This window comes from Tenacibaculum todarodis (assembly GCF_001889045.1).
Taxonomy (GTDB): domain Bacteria; phylum Bacteroidota; class Bacteroidia; order Flavobacteriales; family Flavobacteriaceae; genus Polaribacter; species Polaribacter todarodis.
Genome location: NZ_CP018155.1, coordinates 1,111,573 through 1,132,334, shown reverse-complemented (window position 1 = coordinate 1,132,334; position 20,762 = coordinate 1,111,573). Strand labels below are relative to the sequence as shown.

22 protein-coding genes are annotated in these 20,762 nt (G+C 30.2%); 5 read left to right on the top strand and 17 right to left on the bottom strand.

Translation table 11 applies throughout. The features are described from left to right. Window positions 1-55 precede the first annotated feature (55 nt). Window positions 56-763 (top strand): dipeptidase PepE, encoded by a 708-nt coding sequence (gene pepE, locus LPB136_RS05080; RefSeq protein WP_072555092.1) that lies wholly within the window; start codon window positions 56-58, stop codon window positions 761-763. A gap of 65 nt (window positions 764-828) precedes the next feature. On the opposite strand, the gene ribB is transcribed toward pepE, so the two are convergent. Genes ribB through tpx form a run of 6 tightly spaced genes read right to left on the bottom strand, consistent with a single transcriptional unit; the run spans window position 829 to window position 7,535 of the window. Continuing rightward, window positions 829-1,971, bottom strand: a complete 1,143-nt coding sequence (ribB, locus tag LPB136_RS05075; RefSeq protein WP_072555091.1) for a 3,4-dihydroxy-2-butanone-4-phosphate synthase — start codon at window positions 1,969-1,971, stop codon at window positions 829-831. Between the two features lies 1 nt (window position 1,972). Continuing rightward, window positions 1,973-3,421, bottom strand: coding sequence for an LptF/LptG family permease (locus tag LPB136_RS05070; protein ID WP_072555090.1), 1,449 nt, complete (start codon window positions 3,419-3,421; stop codon window positions 1,973-1,975). 58 nt (window positions 3,422-3,479) lie between these two features. Next, complete coding sequence (gene lolA1 / locus LPB136_RS05065) at window positions 3,480-4,130, bottom strand: outer membrane lipoprotein periplasmic chaperone LolA1 (RefSeq protein ID WP_072555089.1); 651 nt, start codon at window positions 4,128-4,130, stop codon at window positions 3,480-3,482. Between the two features lie 30 nt (window positions 4,131-4,160). Beyond that, window positions 4,161-6,617: a DNA translocase FtsK gene (locus LPB136_RS05060; protein ID WP_072555088.1), complete on the bottom strand. Its 2,457-nt coding sequence runs from the start codon at window positions 6,615-6,617 to the stop codon at window positions 4,161-4,163. 36 nt (window positions 6,618-6,653) lie between these two features. Then, complete coding sequence (locus LPB136_RS05055; protein ID WP_072555087.1) at window positions 6,654-7,037, bottom strand: diacylglycerol kinase family protein; 384 nt, start codon at window positions 7,035-7,037, stop codon at window positions 6,654-6,656. Then, entirely contained in the window at window positions 7,038-7,535 is a 498-nt protein-coding gene (gene tpx, locus LPB136_RS05050) for a thiol peroxidase (RefSeq protein WP_072555086.1), read from the bottom strand. Between the two features lie 118 nt (window positions 7,536-7,653). Here tpx and LPB136_RS05045 point away from each other — a divergent pair, with 118 nt between their 5' ends. The 3 genes from LPB136_RS05045 to LPB136_RS05035 all read left to right on the top strand — a co-directional run bounded on the left by LPB136_RS05045 (window position 7,654) and on the right by LPB136_RS05035 (window position 10,204). After that, window positions 7,654-9,042 carry an MATE family efflux transporter gene (locus LPB136_RS05045; RefSeq protein ID WP_072555085.1) on the top strand — a complete coding sequence of 463 codons (1,389 nt, stop codon included), beginning with the start codon at window positions 7,654-7,656 and terminating at the stop codon, window positions 9,040-9,042. Continuing rightward, the gene (locus LPB136_RS05040) at window positions 9,029-9,253 is read left to right on the top strand and encodes a hypothetical protein (RefSeq protein WP_072555084.1); all 225 of its coding nucleotides are present in this window, start codon (window positions 9,029-9,031) and stop codon (window positions 9,251-9,253) included. The genes LPB136_RS05045 and LPB136_RS05040 overlap by 14 nt, the downstream gene beginning before the upstream one ends. A gap of 96 nt (window positions 9,254-9,349) precedes the next feature. After that, complete coding sequence (locus LPB136_RS05035; protein WP_072555083.1) at window positions 9,350-10,204, top strand: GLPGLI family protein; 855 nt, start codon at window positions 9,350-9,352, stop codon at window positions 10,202-10,204. On the opposite strand, the gene LPB136_RS05030 is transcribed toward LPB136_RS05035, so the two are convergent. After that, complete coding sequence (locus LPB136_RS05030) at window positions 10,205-12,403, bottom strand: endonuclease MutS2 (protein ID WP_237267419.1); 2,199 nt, start codon at window positions 12,401-12,403, stop codon at window positions 10,205-10,207. A gap of 36 nt (window positions 12,404-12,439) precedes the next feature. On the opposite strand from LPB136_RS05030, the gene ung reads away from it, so the two are divergent. Then, window positions 12,440-13,102 carry a uracil-DNA glycosylase gene (gene ung, locus LPB136_RS05025; protein ID WP_072555082.1) on the top strand — a complete coding sequence of 221 codons (663 nt, stop codon included), beginning with the start codon at window positions 12,440-12,442 and terminating at the stop codon, window positions 13,100-13,102. On the opposite strand, the gene LPB136_RS05020 is transcribed toward ung, so the two are convergent. From LPB136_RS05020 to LPB136_RS04980, 10 genes are all read right to left on the bottom strand, one after another. Next, complete coding sequence (locus tag LPB136_RS05020; RefSeq protein WP_072555081.1) at window positions 13,089-14,105, bottom strand: glycosyltransferase family protein; 1,017 nt, start codon at window positions 14,103-14,105, stop codon at window positions 13,089-13,091. The two genes, ung and LPB136_RS05020, sit on opposite strands and share 14 nt — an antisense overlap. 3 nt (window positions 14,106-14,108) lie before the next feature. Further along, the gene (locus LPB136_RS05015) at window positions 14,109-14,981 is read right to left on the bottom strand and encodes a UDP-2,3-diacylglucosamine diphosphatase (protein WP_072555080.1); all 873 of its coding nucleotides are present in this window, start codon (window positions 14,979-14,981) and stop codon (window positions 14,109-14,111) included. 207 nt (window positions 14,982-15,188) lie between these two features. Further along, window positions 15,189-15,347 carry a hypothetical protein gene (locus tag LPB136_RS13985; protein WP_158009602.1) on the bottom strand — a complete coding sequence of 53 codons (159 nt, stop codon included), beginning with the start codon at window positions 15,345-15,347 and terminating at the stop codon, window positions 15,189-15,191. Window positions 15,348-15,365: 18 nt separating this feature from the next. Next, entirely contained in the window at window positions 15,366-16,226 is an 861-nt protein-coding gene (locus LPB136_RS05010) for a substrate-binding domain-containing protein (RefSeq protein ID WP_072555079.1), read from the bottom strand. Beyond that, a complete protein-coding gene (locus LPB136_RS05005) occupies window positions 16,227-17,096 on the bottom strand; it encodes a nucleoside phosphorylase (RefSeq protein WP_072555078.1) in 870 nt (289 codons plus the stop codon). It lies immediately after the preceding gene. Next, complete coding sequence (locus LPB136_RS05000) at window positions 17,096-18,040, bottom strand: DUF1835 domain-containing protein (protein ID WP_072555077.1); 945 nt, start codon at window positions 18,038-18,040, stop codon at window positions 17,096-17,098. The genes LPB136_RS05005 and LPB136_RS05000 overlap by 1 nt, the downstream gene beginning before the upstream one ends. 141 nt (window positions 18,041-18,181) lie before the next feature. Continuing rightward, the gene (locus tag LPB136_RS04995; RefSeq protein ID WP_072555076.1) at window positions 18,182-18,505 is read right to left on the bottom strand and encodes a translation initiation factor; all 324 of its coding nucleotides are present in this window, start codon (window positions 18,503-18,505) and stop codon (window positions 18,182-18,184) included. A 71-nt stretch (window positions 18,506-18,576) separates the two neighbouring features. Further along, on the bottom strand, window positions 18,577-19,524 hold the full coding sequence (locus LPB136_RS04990) for an isopenicillin N synthase family dioxygenase (protein ID WP_072555075.1): 948 nt from the start codon (window positions 19,522-19,524) through the stop codon (window positions 18,577-18,579). A gap of 61 nt (window positions 19,525-19,585) precedes the next feature. After that, window positions 19,586-20,284 carry a DUF6048 family protein gene (locus LPB136_RS04985; RefSeq protein ID WP_072555074.1) on the bottom strand — a complete coding sequence of 233 codons (699 nt, stop codon included), beginning with the start codon at window positions 20,282-20,284 and terminating at the stop codon, window positions 19,586-19,588. Beyond that, window positions 20,265-20,732 (bottom strand): DUF6452 family protein, encoded by a 468-nt coding sequence (locus LPB136_RS04980; RefSeq protein ID WP_072555073.1) that lies wholly within the window; start codon window positions 20,730-20,732, stop codon window positions 20,265-20,267. Before LPB136_RS04980 ends, LPB136_RS04985 begins: the two co-directional genes overlap by 20 nt. Window positions 20,733-20,762: the final 30 nt, after the last annotated feature.

The window sequence follows — 20,762 nt, the reverse complement described above, 5'->3', positions numbered from 1 at the left end:
AAACATTCTTAAAAATGTTTTAAAGGATTTGTAAACTTTTGTTAATTTCGTGTTTATGAAAAACTTACTAATTGCAAGTACATCTACAGTTCACGGAAGCGGATATTTAGCATATTTATTACCAACTTTAAAAGCTTTTTTTTCGCAATCGGAAACCATTTTATTTATTCCTTATGCACGTCCTGGAGGAATTTCATACAACAAATACACAGAAATTGCTGCAAAAGCTTTTGCTAAAATTGATAAAAAAGTAGTTGGAATTCATCAGTTTAGTAATCCGAAGGAAGCTATAAAGAATGCTCAAGGTATTTTTACAGGAGGCGGAAATACCTTTGAATTGGTAAATCAGTTGTATAAAAACAATGTCTTGTTAACTTTAAAACAAACTTTAGAAAACGGAACCCCTTATTTAGGTACAAGTGCAGGAAGTAATATTTGTGGTGTAACTATGATGAACACTAACGACATGCCAATTGTGTATCCGCCAAGTTTTAACACAATGAGTTTAATTCCATTCAATATAAATGCGCATTATTTAGATCCAATAGAAGGTTCTACACACATGGGGGAAACTCGTGAAACTAGAATTAAAGAGTATCATGTATTTAATGAAACTTCTGTTTTAGGCTTACGAGAAGGTTCTTGGTTAGAAGTTAAAAATGAAAAAATTACGCTTCGCGGTAATTTAACCGCGCGTTTATTTCAACAAAATGAAAATCCAATTGAATTAGAAAGTGGAGTAGAGGTGAAAAATATGAAGTAGGAAGTTTAAAGATTTTTGGTTGAATAAATATTTTTCTTCCAACTCCCTATTACACACTTCAAATTTTAATAAGATACATAATCTACAATTTCTAAACCATAACCAATCATACCAACACGTTTTGTTTGTTGTGTGTTAGATACTAAACGAAGTTTATGTAAGTTTAAATCGTGTAAAATTTGTGCTCCAATTCCGAAGTCTTTATTATCTAAGTTAATGCTAGGTGCTTTTAATTCTCCTTTAGATTGACTCTCTTTTAATGCACTTAATCTATTTAATAAATTTAAAGATTGCACTTGTTGGTTGATAAATAAAATTGCGCCTTTTCCTTCGTCATTTATAAGCTTAAACATTTGGTCTAACTTCTTATCTGCATTATTGGTAAGTGTACCAAGAATATCATTATTAACTAATGTAGAATTTACACGCGTTAAAACAGGCTCATTTGTAGACCAAGTTCCTTTAGTTAATGCTATATGGACTTGATTATTAGTTGTTTGTTGATAAGCTCTTAAGCGGAAATCTCCAAAACGAGTTTGAATGGTAAAATCTTCTTTTTTCTCAATTAAAGAATCGTGTTCCATTCGGTAAGCAACTAAATCTTCAATAGAAACAATTTTTAAATCGAATTTTTTAGCAACTTTTAACAGCTGAGGTAAACGAGCCATTGTTCCGTCTTCATTCATAATTTCTACGATAACTCCTGCAGGTTGTAAGCCAGCCAAACGAGCAAAGTCTATTGCAGCTTCAGTATGCCCTGTTCTTCTTAAAACACCACCATCTTTTGCTCTTAAAGGAAAAATATGTCCTGGTCTTGCTAAGTCAAATGGTTTTGTATCAGGGTTTACTAATGCTTTAATTGTTAAAGCTCTATCTGATGCAGAAATACCTGTTGTAACTCCTTTTCCACGTAAATCTACAGAAACTGTAAATGCAGTTTCCATTGGGTCTGTATTGTTGTTTACCATCATACCCAACTCTAATTCTTTACATCTACTTTCAGTAAGTGGTGTACAAATTAAACCACGTCCATGTGTAGCCATAAAGTTTACCATTTCTGGTGTAACCATTTCTGCAGCGGCTAAAAAATCTCCTTCATTTTCTCTGTCTTCATCATCAACAACAATAATTACCTTTCCGTTTTTAATGTCTTCAATGGCTTCTTTAATTGTATTTAAATGTATGTTTTTTTCTGTGGCTGTTGTCATTTTAAATGGCTTTGTTCTTTTTAGAAAATAATTTTTTAAAGAAATTAATGATAGGTGATAAAAATGAATTTATATCAAATAATCCTTTATCTTTTGATGCTCTTATAGTTAATAATATTGCAAATGGGAGTAATGCTAATACAGCAATCCACGAACCAACAATGGCGGAAACAGAACTTTCTTCTGCAAGGTTTTTACCAAATGAATTTGTAAAGAAATAGACTACATAAATAGCTATTGCTAAAATCATTGGCAAACCAAAACCACCTTTTCTTATAATTGATCCTAATGGAGCTCCGATAAAAAATAATAGAATACAAGATAAAGATAAAGCTACTCTGTTGTAAAATTCAACATCATAAAGGTTTAAAACCTTTCTACGTTGCTTTAGGCTTTCTTTATTGTTTTTTATATTATTTATAGAACGTTTAGTTTTTGCTAACGCTGTATTTAGAATGTTTACTTGCTGTTTAAGTTCAAAATTATCAAGAATTATTGGGTTTAATTTCTTGTTAATAAGAGAATCTGGGTACTGATGCAGCTCATTTACTCTAACATCTAAACCTAAGGTTTTTGCTCTACCATTAATATACTCATCATAGTTTTGTTTAAGTGTTGGCACAGTATCTTTTAGCTGTTTTAAACTTAACATGTTAAAGTTCTTGGTATATTTTTCTTCACCTAGATCATCTTTATCTAGAGCAGAGACATCAATGTTTATAGTGTATTCATCAAAATCTGCATAAGAAGCAGGCATTTTTTTCTTATCTTCATAAGTTGTATTTTGCTTGATATGATTTTCAAAAAAATGACCATCATTAAGAATAAGTGTCATGTATCTACTGCCTTCTTCAGAAACTATCTTTCCTTTTTTGGCTGTGATAATTTTCTTATTTCCTTTTCTTTCTGATAAATCGTAGATTAAAACATTTTTAAGTAAGTTGCTTTCTTCTCCGTATTTTTCGTCAAATTTAATTTGATAATTAGGTATTTCTGAATTAAAACTACCAGGAACTAGTGCTAAAGCTGGTTGCTTCTTTTTAATATTCAGCTTTAAATTTATAATTTTTAAGTTAGCGTACGGATACACATAGTTTGATATTAAAAAATTTGCAGCACTAATAAAAATTGCGAATACAATTAAAGAACGAACAATCCTTGGTAAAGAAATACCGGCAGATTTTGCAGCGGCAAATTCATATTTTTCAGAAAGATTACCCAAAGTCATTATTGAAGATAATAAAACGGCAATTGGTAAAGCTTGTGAAAGTACTATTAGTGATGCGTAATAGATAAACTTTAGAATAATATCAAAAGTAATCCCTTTTCCTGCAATTTGATCGAAAAAAAACCATACAGCTTGCATTACCAATACAAATAGTATGATAAAAAAAGTTGCAAAAAAGGGGCCTAAAAAAGATTTTAGTATGTATTTATCTAAAATTTTCACAGAAGCAAAAGTACTTTGTTCCTTTTAAAAAAGCTACTAAATTTCTGTTAATTGAAGATTAATCGATTAAATAACCTTGCTTTTGGTATTTAGCTTTATCAAACGAGAATAATTTACTTGAAATTGTTTGATCACTTTTAAAAACATTAATGGTAAATGTAGTTTTAGAGCCGTTTGCTCCACTTTGTATTAACTTATAAATATGTTTAGTTTTTGCATCTATAGCTAATTCAACCTTAATAATTTCAGAAGAACTATCAATTGGAGTAAGCGTTACATATTGTAACTTTCTACCTTTACTATTTTGAAGCTTCCCCATTTTAAAAGTATAACCTTCTTTGTAGAAAGTTAATAATTTAGATGGATAAATAAAACCATCTTCTTCTTCCAAATCTCCTTCAGTAACGGCTATTTCTTTTTCTTCGTGATTAATTACGGCTAATTTTTTTCCGTCGAAAACAAAATCATTTCCTAAATACTTTAGGTTGTATTTTTCTTGCTGAATTGTAATGTTTCCTCTTATTGGAGGGTCGTTTGTAATACCTGCTTCTTCGTTTGTTAACGTAGAATCAAAACCAATATACATATTTTTATAAGCGCCCATTTTTGTAGAAACATCATCTAATAATTTTTTTGCTTCTGATGCATTTTGTGCAACTGTATTAAAACTTAAACATATTGCTAAAAATAAAAATCCTAATTTTTTCATTGTATCTTTTTTTTCCGCTTTGCGGAATTTTTAATTCTTTTCGTTTTCTAATAATTGATCTAAAGCAACAAAATCGGGTACTAAAACCTGTCTTGCTTTACTTCCTTCAAACTGACCTACAATTCCAGCAGCTTCTAATTGATCTATAATTCTACCAGCTCTGTTATAACCCAACTTTAATTTTCTTTGCAATAAAGATGCCGAACCTTGTTGTGCTGTAACAATAACTTCTGCGGCTTCTCTAAACAACTTATCTCTGTCTGCTATGTTATTATCAAGACTTATGCCACTTTCATCATCTACGTATTCTGGTAATAAATGTGCTTCAGGATAAGCGCGTTGAGAACCAATAAAATCGGTAATTCTTTCTACTTCTGGAGTATCTACAAAAGCACATTGAATTCTAACGATATCGTTTCCATTGGTATATAATAAATCTCCACGACCAATTAATTGATCTGCTCCACCAGCATCTAAAATAGTTCTACTATCAATTTTTGATGTTACTCTAAATGCAATTCTTGCAGGAAAATTTGCTTTAATAATACCTGTAATTACATTTACAGAAGGTCTTTGTGTTGCTACAATTAAATGAATTCCAATAGCACGCGCTAACTGAGCTAAACGAGCAATTGGGGTTTCTACTTCTTTACCAGCTGTCATAATTAAATCAGCAAATTCATCAATAACCAAAACAATGTAAGGTAAAAATTGATGTCCGTTTTCTGGATTTAATTTTCGAGCCTTAAATTTTGCATTATATTCTTTAATGTTACGTACCATTGCGTTTTTAAGCAAATCGTAACGATTATCCATTTCAATACAAAGTGAATTTAAAGTATGAACAACTTTTGTAGTATCGGTAATAATCGCATCTTCAGAATCTGGTAATTTTGCTAAATAATGACGTTCAATCTTGTTGAATAAGGTTAATTCTACTTTTTTAGGATCTACCAAAACAAACTTAACTTCTGCAGGATGTTTTTTATATAAAAGTGACGTTAAAACCGCATTTAAACCAACCGATTTTCCTTGTCCGGTTGCACCAGCCATTAATAAGTGAGGCATTTTTGCTAAATCAACCACAAAGGTTTCATTGGAAATTGTTTTACCCAATGCAATTGGTAATTCCATTGGAGATTCCTGAAATTTCTTAGAAGAAATAACAGAATGCATCGATACAATGGTAGATTTTTTATTAGGTACTTCAATACCAATAGTTCCTTTTCCTGGAATAGGCGCAATAATACGAATACCTAAAGCCGATAAAGACAGCGCAATATCGTCTTCTAAATTTTTAATTTTTGAAATTCTAATCCCAGCTTCTGGAACAATCTCATATAAGGTAATTGTTGGCCCAACGGTAGCTTTAATTTGAGAAATACCAATCTTGTAGTTTTTAAGCGTTTCTACAATTCGGTTTTTGTTAGCCTCAAGTTCTTCTGGGTCAATAGAAATTGTTTCGTTGTATTCTTTTAATAAGTTGAATGTTGGAAATTTGAAATTACCAAGTTCTAAGGTTGGGTCAAATTCTCCAAAATCTTTTACTATTTTTTCAGATAAGTTTTCTGTTGAATGTTCTTCTTCAATAGTTTTTTCAACAGCAATTTCTACTTCTTTCGGTAAAACTTTTTCCGTAGTTTTTATTACAGGTTCTAATTCCTTCTGTAAAGGTTTATCTACTTCTAAAGAAATTGAATTTGTTGCTGTTTTTGCAGGCACATCAGAATGTTTACTAATTGTAGGTTGTAAATTTTCTACAGATAATTCAAAACCTGATTTTTCTGTTGTTATTTGAGGCTTTTGTTCTTCGCTTTCTGATTCATCAAAAGCTTTTTCCATTGCTTTATATTCAGCTTCTTGATGTTCTTTAGTAATTGCGTTTTCTCTTTTTTCTTTCAACTTATTACTAATTAATTCAGGCGTAATTTTAAAACGCATTACTAAATAGGCAATAAAAAAGAAACCTAGCAAAATTACTAAACCTGTTTTACCAAGAAATGCTTGTAAGTATTCATTAATTTCAAAACCTATAATTCCAGAAATAAGTGCATATTTTTTTTCAACAAAACCTAAAGTTATAGAAAGCCATAGCATACTTATTAAGCCCCAATTCCAAGAGGTAATTATTCGTTTTGTTTTAGTTTGTAAAAACCAATGTAAACCTGTTATAAAGAGTAAAAAAGGAATTACAAACGCACCAATTCCAAAACCTTTGTAGATAAAGAAATTGCTTAATTTTGCGCCAATTTTACCAAGTAAGTTTTTAGTTTTTATTGTTCTATCTCCAAATTCAGTTAGCGTACTTTGGTCTTCTTGCCAAGAAAAGAAAAATGAAATAAAAGCAACGGTTAAAAAAACAGCAAATAATATTAAAAACGCACCAAGAATGGTTTGTGTTTGTCGGTTTTTAAAAAACTCACGAGTTTGTTTTATAAAAGACGGATTATTACTTTTTTGCTTATTTGTACTTGCTTTCTTGGCCATTAATTTTTTGAAATAATAATTGGTAAATATAGCATTTTACGCTAATAACTCTGTTATTTTTGGAAGGTAAATTATAGCTGCAATAGCTAAAGAGATTAGTGCTGCAATTGCAGGAGCGCCTGCAGCAATATCTTTTATTAAACCTATTTTTTTATGATAATCTGGATGAATAAAATCGGCAACTTCTTCAACCGCTGTATTTACAGCTTCTGCTACTAAAACTAAACCGATAACTAATAATTGTGCCATCCATTCAAAAGAAGAAATATTAAAATAAAAACCTGCGATAATAGCTATTAAAGCAAAAAAAGATTGTGCTTTAATGCTGTCTTCTGTAGTTAAAAGTAACCACATTCCACGAAGTGCAAACTTCATACTTCTTAATCGACCTCTTATAAATCCGTCATTAGGATTTTTCATTTATAAAGCTTTTAATGCAGCTTCGTAATTTGGCTCATCTACAGTTTCTGTAACTTGTTCTGTATGTATTACAGTTCCGTTTTCATCAATTACAACAATAGAACGAGAGTGTAAATTAGCTAATGGACCTGTTGTAATTTCTAAACCATAATCTTTACCAAATTGTCCCGTTGCAAAATCAGATAACATTACAACATTATCAATTCCTTCTGCGCCACAAAAACGAGCTTGGGCAAATGGTAAATCTCTAGAAATACATAATACTTTAGTGTCTTTTAAAGAACTTGCTTCTTTATTAAAATTTCTAACAGATGCAGCACAAGTACCAGTGTCTACTGATGGAAAAATGTTTAAGACTAATTTGTTTCCAGCAAAATCTGCTAATGTTTTTTCAGATAAATCTACTGTAACTAGTTTAAAATCTGCTGCTTTTGCAGCTACTTTTGGTAAGTTTCCTGAAGTTTCTATAGGGTTTCCTTTAAGTGTTATTGTTGCCATTCTATGTGTTTTTAGAATATCAAAAGTACTTAAAAATTTTCAAAATACTGCAGATTAGAACTGTTAACTGAACGCTAAAAAAAACTATCTTCGTGCTTTTAAAAAAGAGCATTCAATTTTGATTTTAGCAAACTATACAAAAGAATTTAAATACAATTGGAAACTTGCAGCACCAGTAATGTTAGGTATGTTAGGACATACTTTTGTTAGTTTTGTTGATAATATAATGGTTGGACAATTAGGAACCGCAGAATTAGCTGCTGTTTCTTTGGGGAATAGTTTTATGTTTATAGCAATGTCTTTAGGAATTGGTTTTTCTACAGCGATAACTCCTTTAATTGCTGAAGCAGATTCTTCTAACAACTTTAAACAAGCAAAATCTACATTTAAACATGGTTTGTTTTTATGTACAGTTTTAGGAATTGCCATGTTTTTGGCAGTATATTTTTCTAAGCCATTACTGTATTTAATGAAACAACCAACTGAGGTTGTAGAGTTAGCACTTCCGTATTTAGATTTAGTAGCTTTTTCTTTAATTCCGTTAATAGTTTTTCAGGCATTTAAACAGTTTAGTGATGGTTTGTCTATGACAAAATATCCGATGTATGCAACTATAATTGCTAATTTGGTTAATGTGCTTTTAAACTACCTACTAATTTTTGGAAAGTTTGGTTTCCCTGAATTAGGAATTGTAGGAGCAGCTTACGGAACTTTAGTTTCTAGATTTATAATGGTGCTATATTTATGGTGGTTATTGAAGAAAAAAGAACGCTCTAAAAAATTAGTTTCAGACATTAAGCTCTTTGTTTTAGATAAGTTAATGTTAAGGAAAATTATAAGTTTAGGCTTTCCTAGTGCAATGCAAATGTTTTTTGAAGTTGCAATTTTTACAGCAGCCATTTGGTTAAGTGGTTTGTTGGGTAAAAATCCGCAAGCAGCTAATCAAATTGCATTAAATTTATCTTCTATGACTTTTATGGTTGCAATGGGATTAAGCGTTGCTTCTATGATTAGAGTTGGAAACCAAAAAGGATTACATAAATATAAAGAACTTCGTAGAATAGCATTTTCAATCTTTTTATTAGGAACAATTTTGGCGGTTTTATTTGCCTTATTGTTTTTTATATTTCATCAATATTTACCTAATATTTATGTGGATTTATCTGATGTGAAAAATTATGCAGATAATATGGAAGTGGTTTCAATAGCTTCTCAATTGTTAATTGCAGCAGCATTTTTTCAAATATCAGATAGTATACAAGTTGTAGTTTTGGGAGCTTTACGCGGTTTACAAGATGTTAAAATACCAACATTGCTTACTTTTATCTCTTATTGGGTAATTGGTTTTCCTGTTTCTTATTACTTCGGAAAAGAAGAAATGTATGGAAGTTTTGGAATTTGGCTTGGCTTATTAGCAGGATTAACAACTGCTTCAATTTTATTATTTATTAGATTCAATTATTTAACAAAAAAACTTATTAAAACAAAAGACAATGGACTTACCTAAATTTTTACTGGCTGATAACAGCGATTTTCCTGAAGATATTTTTGTGTTGCATACAGAATTCCCTCGTTTTTTAATCAATCTAAAAGACGATTCTGTTGAATGGTTTGAAGACTTAACAGGAGAAAAAGAAGAAGATATTGCTACAGAATTAGCCGATTTAATGGATAAAGCTGGAGAATTTTACGATAGTGAAATAAATGCTTTGGAGTAGCTTATTATTATAATTTTCACCTTTCCCAAATTTTATTATTAAAAAACATATGTTTTGTTTATCTTTTTTGTATTTTTGTTAAACAAAATATATTTTATGAAAGCTTTACAATTTAAAATTATTATTCTATTAGTATCATTTACAACATCCTCTAGTTTTTATTTAACTAAGAATATACCTGAAGTAAAAGATTTTCAAGGAAAAGCAACTTATATCTCTAAAACAAAAATGGATTTAGGTACTTGGGGAAATAGGATGTCTGTAGCTCAAAAGAAACAAATAGGTGAAAGACTTAAAAATAGATTAGAAAAAACCTACACCTTAACTTTCAATAAGCAAGAATCTTTCTTTGAAGAGCAAGATAAAATAGATGCAATATCGGGAGCAACTGATTCTTGGGGGAAAAACTTTACTCCAGGTGATCAATACAAAAATGTCAGTAAAAATTCTCAAATACAAAGCCAGGAGTTTTATGGTAAAAGGTTTTTAGTTAAAGATAAGTTACAAGATATTGAGTGGAATTTAGATTCTGAAACCAAAGTAATAGGAAACTATGAGTGTTATAAAGCAACAGCAAGTATTCCAACAGAAGAGTTAACTTGGTATTCTTTTTCTTGGTCCAAAATAAATAGTAGAGAAAAAAAGAAAGAGAAAAATAATGTTAAAGAAAATAAGATTTCAATGACAACTGTTGAAGTTTGGTACACTCAGCAAATTCCAGTAAGTCATGGACCTCAGGAGTTCTGGGGTTTACCTGGTTTAATACTTGAAGTTAGTTCAGGAAACACAACACTTGTATGTACAGAGTTAATTATTAATCCTAAAGATAAATTAGAAATTACTGCGCCTAAAAAAGGAGAAATTGTTACTAAAACTGAATATCAAAATATTATTTCTAAAAAAATGAAAGAGTTTAGAGATATGAGAGCAGGAAGAGGAAGAGGAAGATAGTTACTTTCTTTTTTCAACCAATTCCAACTGATTTGTTTTTGCTTTAGTGGTAAAAACACCGTAATTTATAAAAATGTTTTTCTTTTCAATTTTATCAATAGTTCCAACAGAATTACTGTCAATTAAACGAACTCGATCTCCAATTTTGTAAATATAATCAGCTTTAGCTTTGGCAATTTTTGCGGCTTCAATTTTCTTTTCTTTTCTAACTTCTACAACCTTTTCTAAAACCTCTTTTTCAATTTGTTTTACAATAGCTGTTTTCTTTTGAATGGCAACTTTTTCTTGTTTTTTTTCGGTTTTCGTTTTCTTTTTGGGCGGATTCTTCTTTGTATGTTTTACTTTTTCTGCAGCAACCCATTTTAAAAACTCAGCAGAAAGCTCTTTTTTGTTGTTAGTTTGAAAGTATTTATGCAATAATTCATTCGTTTTTCTACCTAAAGAAAGCATTTTCTGGTTTGTATCATATAATTCTTGGAAACCAGAAAGTTTATCTTGAATCTTCTGTTCTTTCTCCTGTAAACTATCAATATGTTCTCTACCCTTTGTTTGTTGTTTCTCTAAGCTATCAGATCTTTTTTGTAATTTATTACGCTCTTTTTGTAATTTAGATATGGTTTTATCTAAACGTATTTTTTCTGTCTCAACACGTTTTTTTGCTCGGTTGATTAAACTATAAGGAATACCATTTTTTTGAGCAACTTCAAACGTAAAAGAACTACCTGCTTGTCCAATAAATAACTTAAATAAAGGTTCTAATGTACGTTCATCAAACTGCATGTTTGCGTTGGTAACATTATCTAATTCGTTAGCTAACACTTTTAAATTTGCATAATGCGTTGTTATAATTCCGTAAGCTTCCTTTTGATGAAATTCTTCTAAAAAAATTTCTGCCAAAGCTCCACCTAATTCCGGATCAGAACCTGTACCAAATTCATCAATTAAAAAGAGTGTGTTGTCATTACATTTACGTAAAAAATTACGCATGTTCTTTAAACGATAACTATAAGTACTTAATTGATTTTCAATTGATTGATTATCTCCGATGTCAGTTAAAACTGTATTGAAAATTGTAGTAACGCTACGTTCATGAACAGGGATTAATAAGCCGCTTTGTAACATGACTTGTAGTAAACCAATGGTTTTTAACGTAATACTTTTTCCACCAGCATTTGGACCCGAAATAACAATAATTTGTTGTTTTTCGTTAAGCTGAATGGTTTGTGGAACTGTATTTATATTTTTCTCCTCATTCTTTTGCCATAAAATAGGATGAAAAGCGTTCTTAAAAAACAGTTGTTTTTCTTTCGTTATTTTGGGCAATAATGCATTAATACTTCTCGCATATTTTGCTTTTGCACCAACAACATCTAAGTGCGTTAAATACGCTACATATGCTTCTAAAAGACCTACAAAAGGTCTAATTTCTTCTGATAAAGTTCGTAGGATTTTTACAATTTCTTGCTTTTCTTCATATAGTAAATTCTGCAATTCACGTCCATGTTGCAAGGTTGCTTGTGGAGCAATATAAACGATGTTACCAGATTTTGAAGCGCCCAATAAACTACCAGCTACTTTTCTACGATACATGGCTAACACTGCTAAAACTCGCTGATTATCAACTACAGATTCTTTAATGTCATCTAAATAACCGCTAGAAATACTTTTGCTTAAAGCACGTGTAAAACTCTCAGAAATTTTACCACGAACTTGCCCAATATCTTTTCTAATTTGTTTTAAAACGGGTGAAGCATTGTCTGCAATAATTCCATCTGCAGTAATTATTTTTTTTATTGCGTTAGAAATTTCTGTAGTAAATTCAATAGATTCACTTAATAAGAATAGTGTAGGGTAGTAGTCTTTAAATTTCTTTAGGAACTTTTTTTGTTCATTTACAACTTCTGAAGTAGCAGCAATTTTTAAAAAAGCCTCAGGCTCTAAAAAGCTATTTTCAATAGCTAGTCTTTTTATACTTTCTAAAATATTATCAAAACCATGATTTGGAAGTCGGTTTTCGTTTTCAAAAGAGGCTAGATATTCGTTTACCAAATCCAACTCAAAAAATAATTTCTTTTTACTAGTTATTGGCTGAATGTTTAAAACACTTTCTTTACCTAAACCAGAAATACAGAATTCTTCAACTTGTTGTAAAACCGTTGTAAATTCTAAATCTTGTAATGTTTTTGATGAGATGCTCAATGTTGTATATTTGAAAACGATAACAAAAGTAAAACAATGCAAATAAAAATTGCTAGTAGCTGGAATAATATTTTACAAACTGAGTTTGAAAAACCATATTTTAAGAAGTTAATTAACTTTTTAAAGGATGAGTACAGTAGCAAAACCTGTTTTCCAAAAGAAGAAGACATTTTTGCGGCATTTAATTTTTGTTCTTTTGAAGCTGTAAAAGTCGTAATTATTGGTCAAGATCCGTATCATGGAATAAACCAAGCAAACGGATTGTGTTTTTCTGTGCAAGATGGAATTAAACATCCGCCATCTTTAGTAAATATTTTTAAAGAAATTGCTACAGATTTAGGAAGTGAATATCCGCAAAGCGGAAATTTAGAAAAATGGGCTAAACAAGGTGTTTTGTTATTAAATGCAACTTTAACAGTACGTGAATCTGAAGCAGGAAGTCATCAAAAAAAAGGGTGGGAAACGTTTACAGATACAGTAATTGCTAAAATTTCTGAAGAAAAAGAAAATGTAGTCTTCTTACTTTGGGGAAAGTTTGCTGAGAAAAAAGGAGTTTCAATTAATACTGATAAACATACTGTTTTTACAGCACCACATCCATCACCTTTAGGTGCTTGGAGAGGTTGGTTTGGTTCTAAACACTTTTCAAAAACAAATGCTTTTTTAAAAAATATTCAAAAAGAGATTATACAATGGTAGCTTGAGATATTAAACTGTTATTAATATAGGGTAATAATATAGTATCTAAAATTTCTTCAGTAATATCTGGGTATTTTACAATTACTTTTATGTCAGATTTAATCCACTTTGCAATTTTTAGAAGATTCTTTTTACTTAGTTTTTTAATTACGGGAACTCCAATTTCTTTTAAAGCTAACGCATTACATTGTTGCTCATATTGATTTTTCATTGGAATTACCATCAATTTTTTTGTCAAAAATAAGGCTTCAGCAGGTGTTTCAAATCCAGCTCCACAAAGAACACCTTCGCAACTGGTAAGACTTTTTATAAAACCTTTTTCGCTTACAGGTTGAATTGTAATATTGTTTTTAAAATAATTTGTGTCTGTATGTTTGGAAAATATTTGCCATTGAATATTTTTAAAATGCGATAAAATTTTAACTATTTTTTTATCACTATAAGCTGGTAAATAAACTGTATAATGGCCTTTATTTGTTTTATTTCTATACCTGATTTCTTTTCTTAATATAGGTGTAAATATCGAAGAACTATAGGTTTTAAAATGAAATCCAAATTTTGTTTTTGCGGGAGCATAGTATTTTAAAATGAGTCTTTCAGGTTTCAATAAACCATATTTTGGTGTATTTTTATTTATTACAGCATTTTGGTGACTTAAAGATATTATGGGAGTATTTTTAATTTTAGAAGCCCAAGCAGTTATGGGTTCAAAATCATTGATAATTAAATCATAGTCTTTTACAGGTACTGCTTTAATTTCTCTTATAAACTGTTTAAGTTTTAATTGTTTTAAAGATTTCCAAATATTTATGCCTCCGTTTTTACCAAAAACGAAACTTAAGCCATGATATTTGTATTTAATTTTCCAGGGTAATTCTATTTCTCTTTGGTAACCACTAATCAAAATATCTACTTCTGCACGCTGTTTTAGGTGCGGTATAATTTCTAAGGCTCTAACAGTATGTCCATTTCCTGTACCTTGAAGTGCATATAAAATTTTCATTTCTTATTTGTTTTTTAAATCAAATTCAACTAATAGTTCTTCAAACAACATATTGCTGTTACTTTCTGCTGAAATAGTTTCTAGATCTTTAATATCAATATTTAAATGTGCATTTTTTGCTAAATTGTCTTTTTCATATTCATATAAAGACCATTTTTTATTATTGTATTCTAATGCAGTTAAGTTTTCTACCCAATCTCCAGAGTTTAAATAGGTAACTTCTCCTTTTGATGTGTTTATTTTTTTGATTTCTGGTTGATGTATGTGTCCACAAATTACAAAGTCATATTTATTGTCTGTTGCAATTTCAGCTGCTGTAACTTCAAAATCATTAATAAACTTTATTGCGCCTTTTACGCTGTTCTTAATTTTTTTTGAAAACGAAAACTTATTAAAACCAAGTGTTTGGCTAATAGAGTTTACAAATGTGTTTATTAGTATTAAAATATCATAACCAACTCCACCAAGTTTAGCTAGCCATTTTGAGTTTTTCATTGTTACATCAAAAACATCTCCATGAAATATCCAAGCTTTTTTGTTATCTAAGTTTAGTACTATTTTATTAACAATTTCAAAAGAACCTAAACGAAAACCTTTAAACTTGCGTAACATTTCATCATGATTTCCTGTTACATAGTAAATCTTTGTTCCGTTGGTAAGTAAGGAAGTAAGGTATTTTATTACTTTCATGTGGCTTTTAGGAAAGTAACGTTTGTTAAACTGCCAAATGTCTATTATATCGCCATTTAAAACCAATGTTTTTGGGTTAATGGTTTTTAAATAGTTTAGTAGTTCTGTTGCCCTGCAACCAAAAGTTCCTAGATGAACATCAGAAATAACAACAACATCTAATTTACGTTTTTTGATTTTTGTCATTTTTAAACTTCTTTAAAGTTTTAAACGTTTTAATTATAACGAGTTATAATTTAATCAAATGTAAGTATGAAATGTATTCTTAAGTGAAAGTAAAAATGAAGAAATAGTAATTAAATGTTTAACTATTTGCAAATTTTATGTTACTAAAATGAAAAAATCCGCCTTTTAAGCGGATTTTTATTGAATTTGAATAGAGAACTATCAATGTTAATTAACTGATGCTTCTGCAACAATTATATCTTGTTGATAGTTAACTTGTTTAGTTTGCTTAGTTTTTGAAGCTAATCCGCAAGGTTTAGAACTTCCGCAAGATGAAAATCCTAACATACCGATTACACAAATTGCTATAAATATAGTTTTCTTCATTTCTTTAATTTTGAAAGGTCAAAAGTACATATTTTTTATGAACTCGCTAGATTTTTTCTTCTCGTCTATAACGCCAAAGTGAATCATTTTATTTTGAATGCGTCCAATTAAATTTTTACTCATTGGTTTTCCATCATTCCATTCGGTAATTGAAAGCCATTTTTGAATGTCAACTAGTTGCTGTTCATATCGTTTAGCTAATATTTTGTCAATGTTTTCTGTTTTTTTAAAGTCTGTTGCACAGTTGTTTATGATATCTAAAACAGCTTTTACTTCTTTAAAATTGTTTTCTAAAACTTCATTCCTTACAGCAACAACAAAACAAGACCAAGGTGTTGGACAATCTCCTAAACGTCTAAACGTTCCATTATCTACTAATGGCTTTGTGGTAAAATGTTCCCACATAAAATAATCTGCTTCTCCGTTGGTAAGCGCATCGATTCCACCTTGTAAATTACCTATTACTTTAAATTTGAGTTTGTCAATGTCCCAACCATTATTGTGCGCATTTACAATGGCCATTAAATGAGATCCAGAACCAAAACGGCTAATAGCTACAGTTGCATGCTCTAAATCTGCAATTTTTTTGAATTTAGATTTTGCACCAACATGAATTCCCCAAATTAGTGGAGATTTTATGTAGGTTTGGGTAATTTTTGAAGGATTTCCGTTTGCTATATCTTTTATTATTCCTTCAGTAAGAACAATAGCAATATCTACTTCACCAGCACGCAATGCTTTACACATTTGTCCAGTTCCGCCATGGTAATCTTTCCAGCGGAGATTAATACCTTTTTTAGTGTACTCTTTATTTTTTAAGGTAACATACCAAGGATAATTAAAATGTTCTGGCACACCACCAACTTTTAGATCTATCATTTATGCAACAATTTTGTCTAATGTATATTTTATTAAATCGGCTACTATTTTTCCAGGATTTTCACTAAAAGTTCCGTTTGCTCTATTTGCAATAATAGCATTCATAGAAACTGCATTATGTCCAAGTAATTTAGATAATCCGTAAATAGCTGAAGTTTCCATTTCTAAGTTTGTAATTCTATTGTTTTTATAGTTAAAAGAATCAATTTTACTGTTTAAATCAGAGTCTTGAAGTGGCAATCTTAAAACTCTTCCTTGTGGTCCGTAAAAACCTCCAGCTGTTGCTGTTATTCCTTTAAAAGTAATATTTGAAGCTATTTTTTTAGCTAACTTTTCTCCGTTTGCAATTACAAGAGGTTCGCATTTTTTTGAAGACCAGTTTGTGTGTTTTATAAAAGCTTGTTCCATTTCTGGATGCGCAATTTCTTCAACTTGATAGGAGTGAAGCATACCATTTATATCTAAAGCATGAGAGCTTAATAAGAAACTATCTACAGGAATATCTGTTTGTAAAGAACCGGAAGTTCCAATACGAACAATATTTAAAGCAGTATGTTTTTCTTTAATTTGTCGTGTTTCTAGGTTTATATTTACTAATGCATCTAATTCATTAAGTACAATATCTATATTATCTGGACCAATTCCGGTAGAAATTACTGACAAACGTTTGCCTTTGTAAATTCCTGTGGTTGTTTTAAATTCTCTTTTTTGAGTTGTAAAGTCGATTGAATCAAAATGAGCAGTAACTTTATCTACTCTGTCTTGGTCTCCAACAAAAATAATATCTGTTGCAATATCTTTTGGAAGAAGGTTTAAATGGTAAATACTTCCGTTAGGATTTAGTATTAGTTCGGAATGTTTAATATTCATTAAGAAGTGATTTTCAGTAACTTGCCTGTATTGTTTACATACAGGTAGTTGTATTTTTTTGTACCACCAAGATACGAAAAATCTGAACGAATATTAGCGTAAAAATTAATTTGATTATTTAATACCTTTTTACCGATTTTACTGAGTTTTACTGGGCTAAATGAAGTGAAAAGCCTTTTCATTTCACTTAAGTTATTATTGTATTGGATATCTCCAAAACCGTAATTTTCTTGGTGTTGTAATAAGTTTTGAATTAATTGTTCTTTACTAGAGAATTCATTTTGGTTTACAGTTTGTAGAATTGAGTTTTCAATAAAATTTAAGCCATTTTCTATTGAAGGAAAACGTAATAAGTGTGCTTTTATAGCGTCTGCTAAATAAGTAAATGGAGACATTGGATTGAACTGATGCACTGTTTCTAAACGTAAAGGACTATCCGAACAATATAATTGCCAAATATAATCGGCATATTCAATATCATCTTGCGTTAAAACAACTCTATTTTTAAAGTGATTTTGTATTTGTTCTTCGTTTAGTTCTGATAAGTTGTACATTTTATTAGTATCATCTATCTTTCCTGAAGAAACTAAAGATATTTTATAACCTTTTCTATGCTTTTTTAACCAACTTATTACAGCCAGCATATTTACTTGACAAAATAAATCGGATTCAAACCATAGTACAATTTCGTCTTGTTGCTTGTGTTTACAGAGATTTCTGTATTCCTTAAGTGTATAATCTATAAACTTCTTCTTACTTATTTTATAAGATGATTTTAAAAAATCGAAACGAGTTTTCCAAAAGGTTTCACTACCAACATCTGTTAATGTCTGTCCTTCACACAGCATTTCTCGCCATGTAATATAATTGCCATTAAAATTTAAATTTTTAAGATGTTTTGTGGTGTAATCACCATTTGTAATGTGTAAAAAATGGGGTTTCATTATGTTGTAGAATTATTAATTCTGTAGCCAAATAACGTAAAAATAATTAGTATAGTATAAAAGCGAGGTGAGTTTTATTGATATCTTATTAAATGGTTTAAATTTTCATGGTATTTCTAAAATATTTTGTTAAATAATAATTTATCCACCAACACGTTTTACGTTAAATCCTTTATCTTTTAAAAGTTGCATAATTTGAGTACGATAATCTCCTTGAATGATTATTTTTTCATCTTTAAAACTTCCGCCAACGCTTAGCATTTTTTTTATCTCTTTGGCTAGTTTTTTAAAGTCTTGGGTTGCACCATTATATCCTTCTAAAATAGTAATGGGTTTTCCTTTTCTTTTTTCGTATTTACAAATAATAGGTTCGTCTTGGAGCCAAATGTCAGATTTCTCTTTTATAGGTTCTGCAGTTTCTTCGTGCTCAGGAAATAGGTTTTTTAATTGATCTTTTAAATCCATATTTTTTAGTTGGCAGTTCTCAGTAGCAGTTTTCAGTCAGCTTAAAACTGTAAACTGCTACTGTATACTGATTACTTTTTTAATCCAAGTTCTCTTAAACGTTCATCTAAAAACTGACCTGCAGTAATATCATCAAACTTTTTAGGGTTTTCTGCATCAATACAATTTTCTAAAACATCTAATTTCATATCTGAAACTGGGTGCATAAAAAATGGAATAGAATAACGTGATGTTCCCCACATTTCTTTTGGTGGATTTACAACTCTATGTATGGTCGATTTTAATTTGTTGTTACTGTGACGAGATAGCATATCACCAACATTAATCATTAATTCGTCAGGTTCGGCCATTGCATCAATCCAATCTCCATTATGGTTTTGCACTTGCAAACCTTTACCTTGAGCGCCCATTAATAAGGTGATTAAGTTAATGTCTCCGTGTGCAGCAGCTCTTTCTGCTCCTTTTGGTTCAGTTTGTATTGGTGGATAGTGGATTGGTCTTAGAATACTATTTCCGTCTTTAATATAGTTGTCGAAATAAGTTTCTTCTAAACCTAAATGTAATGCAAGTGAACGTAAAACGTATCTCGCTGTTTTTTCTAACATTTTATAGGTTTGTTTACCTACTTCGTTAAAATTCTGTAATTCTTTAACTGTAACGTTATCTGGATATTCTTTTGCATATTTTGAAGCGGCGTCTACATATTGCCCAAAATGCCAAAATTCTTTTAAATCTCCTTCTTTTTTCCCTTTAGCAGATTCTTTTCCGAAGGAAACATAACCTCTTTGTCCACCAATTCCTGGGATTTCGTAGCTTTCTTTTACATCGACAGGTAAGTCGAAAAAGTTTTTAATTTCTGTATATAAATCGTCAACGAGTTTGTCGTCTAAGAAATGTCCTTTTAAGGCTACAAAGCCAATGTTTTCGTAGGCATGACCAATTTCATCTATAAATTTTTGTTTGCGAGTTGCATCATTAGATAAAAAGTCTGCTAAATTTACGCTAGGTATTTTATTCATTGTTAATAAATTTGTTTTAAACGTGGGATAAATTTACTAAAAACAGTAAAACCACCGACAATTACTTATTAACAAACGGAATTAAATAGGAAATAGTGTAGTTAAAGCCAAAACCAACATTGTTAGCATATACTCTGTTAAAACCAGGTGCAAAGAGGGTTTTAAAGTTTTCTGGGTCGTCTATACTGATACCTACTTTGTAAGAAAAACTTAAACCAATAAACAGGTTTTTAAGTGTTTCTGCTTTTAAACCTAATTGTAATTCTGCCCAATGTGCCGTTAAACCAGTATCAGTAAAAGGTGTATCTATTTGGTTTGCTATAAAATAAGTGTTTCCTGTATTTGGAGTATAGCTATTTACTGTATTGTCAAAAATGCTAAAACCATATCTAAAACCAACAAAGATTTCATTATTCATATCTAGCCAATTTTCATAAGCATTGTAGTTTGCGCCTAATCTAATATAGCTCCCTTTTGCGGTAGAATTTGTAAAATCTTCAATTGTGTTTTCTTCTTCGTAACCTAATTCTGCTGCAGCATACCAGTTTTTAGTAATTCTATAATCTCCAGTAATTTCAAATCCGCTGTAAGAATCATCTAATATGGACTTAATTGGTTTACTTATATCTAGACCAACTCTAATTCCATAACCAGTTTTATAGGTTACCGAATCTTTTTTCACTTCGGTTTTTTCTTTTTCTTGAGAAAACCCGTCAATCGAAATAATAATCAATAAAATGCTAATGAAATACTTGTACATGCGCTGAGTCTTGATTTGTTATTGACGGAATTATGGTTGGAGTTATTGAAGAAATCCAACTGTTTGATGGTGAATCTAAACTTAAAGAAACATCCTTATAAGTAAAACGATAACCGCAAGAGCGAGATGTGAATTCCTCTTCAGGAGTATAGGTTATCGTTAATTTATTTAGTAATAAAGTTCCTTGAGATAGATTATAAACTGTTTCTGATGTTAACGGATTTAACGGAATTGCAATAGAATCTACAGCTTCGTTTAAGTAAAGACTATCTTTTCCTTCTGCCCAAATATATAGTGAGTCTGTTGCTTTTATTGTTGTTGTACTTGTTGCATCGTAAAAGCGTAACACTAAATTAGGTGTTGTAGGTTCTACACAAATATCATCTATTTCGCAAGCGGAATTTAAGGATACTGTAGCAATTAAAAATATAATAAATCGTTTATTCATTTATATGTTTATTTGTTTAAACGTGTATGT